Raw genomic sequence first — 4298 nt, 5'->3', positions numbered from 1 at the left:
TTTTAAGTTTTCTGGAACTTTAAAAGTATGAAAAAGTGCTCCTGCACCTAAGACTGCTGATGAAATTAGATGTACAATACCAACAACAAAATAGGGATAAGTATCTACCACTTCTCCACCGTTACCTATACCTAAACCTAAAGTTGCTAGGTGTGGCAGTAAAATTAAGCCCTGTTCTCCCATAGGTAAACTAGGGGAATATCGAGAAATTTCAAATAGAGTAAAAGCTCCTGCCCAAAAGGTAATTAGAGCTGCTTGACCTGCGTGAGCAGCGATGAATAAACCAGATAGTTTAGCGAAGCGAGCATTACCAGCCCACCAATCGTATTTAACCTCTGAATTATCATAAGTTTGCATGGTTTTTTCCTTGGATTATAGTCCGGTTAGCAATTGTTATGGCAACAATTACTACTATTTTTTATACATCAGTTAATATCTGTGTATATAAAAATATATTATACACATAATCATAGAAAAACAGTATGATTAATTACTTTTGTAAAAAAAACTTATTGAAGAGTCTTTTGAAAAAATATCAATTTAATTTTGTTCAATAAATTTTACAACTAAATAATGCTTAGGCAGTTATGCTTAAGATGGCTATTAATAGATTATTGTCTACTAAATATGTAAATTAAACTACTGATAAAGCAGATATATACCGGGAATAATTATCTATTTTTTACAGATAAAATTGGTTGACAATCTATCAGAAAGTTACACCATTTTTGGTAAAACTTTCTTTCATAAAGTCAACAACTATGGCAGTATAAAATTGGAGACTGCCCTAGCATAAATTCTAATTTTGTGTCGGCCAAGTCACTAATTTGAGCAGATGGCAGTATGTAGAAATGCGATCGCTCATCTCAGTAATGACTCAGCTCTATTCTGTATTGCTGAAATGGGTGGAAGGTTCTAATTGTGATATCATATTCTTAATCAAAATACATAGCTTTGGCCACTAATTACAGTGGTCATTTTTTTTGCTTCTGGACTAGAGTAAGTTTGAATACTTTTTCTCTGATGTCCAGATTGATAGTTATGGCCTTTTACCTCTTGTTACAGAGGATATTACATACTTATTGCAACTAATATTCAATAAATTTCTGGATTTGTCAAGAGTTTTTTTGATATTTTTGATCATTATTTTTTTTTGGCCTTACCAAAGTTAAATCTTAAGAATCCCTAAAATTCATGAAATAAAACTCTTTGATTTTGCTGCTACAAATGGTTGATACAAAACGAATCTGAAATTAATCACCTAAAAGTATTGACAAAGCTTGTCATTAATTTAATAATATAAATTACATTGCTTATGGTGTTCTTCTCTCTGGTAGGACAACGGAGTCCCTCAGTCATACTGAAAATATTCATAGCTTGACTGGAAAGCAATTAGGGACTCTTTTTATTTGCCATTCTCCACAACTTACAGCAGTTTTCATTTGAATAGACCACAGTAGTGACGTTCCATGGAAGGTCTCTACTAGACTGACACAGCTAAAACTGTGCACTCTTATTTTTGTTTCTAGGTGTCTTTATCTCCCCATCTCCCCATCTCCCCATCTCCCCATCTCCCCATCTCCCCATCTCCCCATCTCCCCATCTCCCCATCTCCCCATCTCCCCATCTCCCCATCTAAAACACCATTTCAGTTGACGCATTAGACGAAGCAAGTGAAGGCAAAATTTACGCTGACATTGAAGTCAACAATAATCGCATTACTATTAGTACGAAATTAAGTTAAGTACTGAGAAAAATATGGCGGTGGTATAAATTGCGGATAATCGTCAAGGAATTAGTGAAAAAGCGCACTCAAAAATATTCAAGCAGGGATTTACAATAAAAGGGGTGGGCAAAGGAACAGGGTTAGGACTGGCGATCGCGTGGCAAATTATCGTAGAAAAACATGGCGGAACAATAACTTTTAAGTGAGAATTAGATAAACGCACAGAATTGATTATTTCTCTTCCTTTGATTTAAAATGATTGATTGAATGGAAGAGAAAAAAGTGGGGTGCACCTCAATTTTGAATAAAGCCAAAAAAATATTGCTTTTAGGGAACAGGGAACAGGGAACAGGGAACAGGGAATATATAGGAAAAAAGTATTTTTGCAAATATGAGATGCACCCAAAAAGTGATTGCTCACCCTCCTGTTTTTGTTAATATTAAACGGTAAAAAAGATTAGTCATTTTTTTGTCGTATTATTTCAATTTGATTCAATTTTATACTATAAAACTATGATAAAATCAATTCATACTCACTTAACTAAAACCATCTATATATGCAGCTTAAAACTATTTGGCAATTAGGTAGCAATAATCCAGAAAATCCAAATAATCTAGACACGATCCGTCAATGGTGGGCAGCCATAGCTGACACAGAAATTACCTGGCGACAGCGACTTATTCCTGCTAGTGGCGATATTACAGAACTTGATTGGGAACCTCAAAGATTTGATGAAATATTTGAGATAGCTACACCAGAAATTCGTGGCATTACTCTTTATTGGCGGAAACCTAATTCTCCGACAGAAAGCAATACAACTGTGCAAAAGTTAGAATTAAATCATACTAGTCAGGAATTATATATTTTTCCTAAATCTCAACAACAATTGGTAATTAGAGTTGCATTGCCAGAGGTAAAATATCAAAGAATTGAAATTAATAATCCTGCAGTTTTAGTCGAAAAAAATATTATCTTATTTCAGGATGCAACTCAGTTATTAGAAGTACAAATTAAACTAACACCAGAACAGTTAAATCAATTGAAAGAAAAACTTAAATAAAATGACTAATCATACCCATGAAATTATTGATGTACAGCAAACAACTTGTTGTATAGTTGGTGGCGGACCAGCAGGAGTTGTATTAGGATTACTATTAGCGCGTCAAGGTATCCCAGTTACTCTACTGGAATTACATCAAGACTTCGATCGCGACTTTCGAGGAGATACTATTCATCCTTCCGTAATGGAAATAATGGCACAAATAGGTTTAGCTGACCGTTTGTTAGAGTTACCCCATTCCAAAGTTCGCACACTCAAGTTAAATTCTCCCACTGGTGACATTACTCTGACTGACTTCAGTCGCTTAAAAACTGCATATCCGTATATTACTATCCTCCCACAAGCAAAATTTTTAGAATTTATTGCTACTGAAGCGCAACAGTATCCTAATTTTAATTTAATTATGGGTGCAAACGTACAGGAAATTATTGAAGAGGATCGAGTAGTGAGTGGGATACGTTATCGCGGTCATGGAGGTTGGCACGAAGTTCGAGCATTATTAACAGTCGGTGCAGATGGTCGTTTCTCCCGAATGCGTCAGTTAGCAGGTTTTGAACCAATTAAAACTTCTCCACCAATGGATGTAATGTGGTTTCGTTTGCCACGCAAGTCAGAGGAACCTAATGGTTTATCAGGTCGTGTGGGTAATGGCAAGATGGTAGTTTTGCTCGATCGCTCAGATTTTTGGCAAGTAGGTTATATGATTTCTAAGGGTGCTTTTGCCCAACTGCGCACTGCTGGTATAGATTTTTTGCGAAAATCTTTGGTTGAGTTAGTTCCAGAATTTAGCGACCGCTCCCATCTACTTCAAGATTGGTCTAATATTGCTTTTCTATCTGTGGAGTCGAGTCGTCTTCCTAAATGGTATCTACCGGGTTTACTGTTCATTGGGGATGCTGCTCATGTTATGTCTCCTGTAGCTGGAGTCGGAATTAACTATGCTATTCAAGATGCAGTTGTAGCAACAAATATTCTCAGCGAACCGCTAAAACGTGGGAGTTGGCATTTGTGGGATTTGGCAGAGGTGCAACGGCAAAGAGAATTTCCAACTACAGTTATTCAATGGTTTCAGGGGTTAGCTCAAAAACGAATGATTGCTCGTGCGCTGAATCAAAATCAGCAGTTTACTATTCCTGCTTTTTTGCGGTTGCCTATACTGCGAGATATTCTCGCGCGGTTGATTGCATTTGGCATTGCACCTGTACGTTTGAATAGTTAAATTTAATGATTAGACGGTTTGAGTAATACCACTTTCCCATCAGGTAAATTCAGATTTTCTGGGAATTTTTCTGGTAATTCTGGGAGAGAATCTATGTAAGAATTCAGTGGATAATTTAATAGTTTTAACAGAGGTTTTGCAATTTGCAAAACCTTCTTTTTTTGTACAAATTCTCGACTTAACTAGGAAATATAACTCGAACTATTTCACAGTATAACCACCATCTATTGCTAGGGAATGACCTGTAATAAAACTAGCTGCATCGGAGCATAACCAAACAACAGCATTAGCA

Annotated in this window: 6 protein-coding genes and 1 pseudogene; 3 read left to right on the top strand and 4 right to left on the bottom strand. The window is 36.1% G+C overall.

What is annotated here, in order from left to right; all coding sequences use genetic code 11:
- Both F6K13_RS20730 and F6K13_RS20725 read right to left on the bottom strand, forming a co-directional pair.
- Positions 1-357: pseudogene (locus F6K13_RS20730) on the bottom strand (chlorophyll a/b binding light-harvesting protein); the annotation flags it as partial.
- 1178 nt (positions 358-1535) lie between these two features.
- Positions 1536-1661, bottom strand: a complete 126-nt coding sequence (locus tag F6K13_RS20725) for a hypothetical protein (RefSeq protein WP_287288226.1) — start codon at positions 1659-1661, stop codon at positions 1536-1538.
- Between the two features lie 112 nt (positions 1662-1773).
- Between F6K13_RS20725 and F6K13_RS35285 the strand changes: the two genes are divergently transcribed.
- The 3 genes from F6K13_RS35285 to F6K13_RS20715 all read left to right on the top strand — a co-directional run bounded on the left by F6K13_RS35285 (position 1774) and on the right by F6K13_RS20715 (position 4006).
- Complete coding sequence (locus F6K13_RS35285) at positions 1774-1932, top strand: ATP-binding protein (protein ID WP_205127387.1); 159 nt, start codon at positions 1774-1776, stop codon at positions 1930-1932.
- A 351-nt stretch (positions 1933-2283) separates the two neighbouring features.
- Positions 2284-2787: a hypothetical protein gene (locus F6K13_RS20720; protein WP_124145330.1), complete on the top strand. Its 504-nt coding sequence runs from the start codon at positions 2284-2286 to the stop codon at positions 2785-2787.
- Between the two features lies 1 nt (position 2788).
- Positions 2789-4006 carry an FAD-dependent oxidoreductase gene (locus F6K13_RS20715; protein WP_287288224.1) on the top strand — a complete coding sequence of 406 codons (1218 nt, stop codon included), beginning with the start codon at positions 2789-2791 and terminating at the stop codon, positions 4004-4006.
- A 2-nt stretch (positions 4007-4008) separates the two neighbouring features.
- Here the strand turns inward: F6K13_RS20715 and F6K13_RS20710 are convergent, their stop codons facing one another.
- Entirely contained in the window at positions 4009-4155 is a 147-nt protein-coding gene (locus F6K13_RS20710) for a hypothetical protein (protein WP_161564564.1), read from the bottom strand.
- Between the two features lie 52 nt (positions 4156-4207).
- Positions 4208-4298: SDR family oxidoreductase (locus F6K13_RS20705; RefSeq protein ID WP_287288228.1), on the bottom strand; the 91-nt coding region annotated here is incomplete at its 5' end.

It is taken from the genome of Okeania sp. SIO2B9 (assembly GCF_010672505.1).
In the GTDB taxonomy this organism is placed as follows: domain Bacteria; phylum Cyanobacteriota; class Cyanobacteriia; order Cyanobacteriales; family Microcoleaceae; genus Okeania; species Okeania hirsuta.
The sequence above is the reverse complement of the archived record's forward strand: the minus strand, read 5'-3'. Positions and strand labels throughout refer to the sequence as shown.

What these genes read in the sequence shown, in the direction of transcription:
- F6K13_RS20715 (WP_287288224.1), top strand. Translation starts at nt 2,789, where the DNA reads ATGACTAATCATACCCATGAAATTATTGATGTACAGCAAACAACTTGT.
- F6K13_RS20725 (WP_287288226.1), bottom strand. Translation starts at nt 1,661, where the DNA reads ATGCGTCAACTGAAATGGTGTTTTAGATGGGGAGATGGGGAGATGGGG.
- F6K13_RS20720 (WP_124145330.1), top strand. Translation starts at nt 2,284, where the DNA reads ATGCAGCTTAAAACTATTTGGCAATTAGGTAGCAATAATCCAGAAAAT.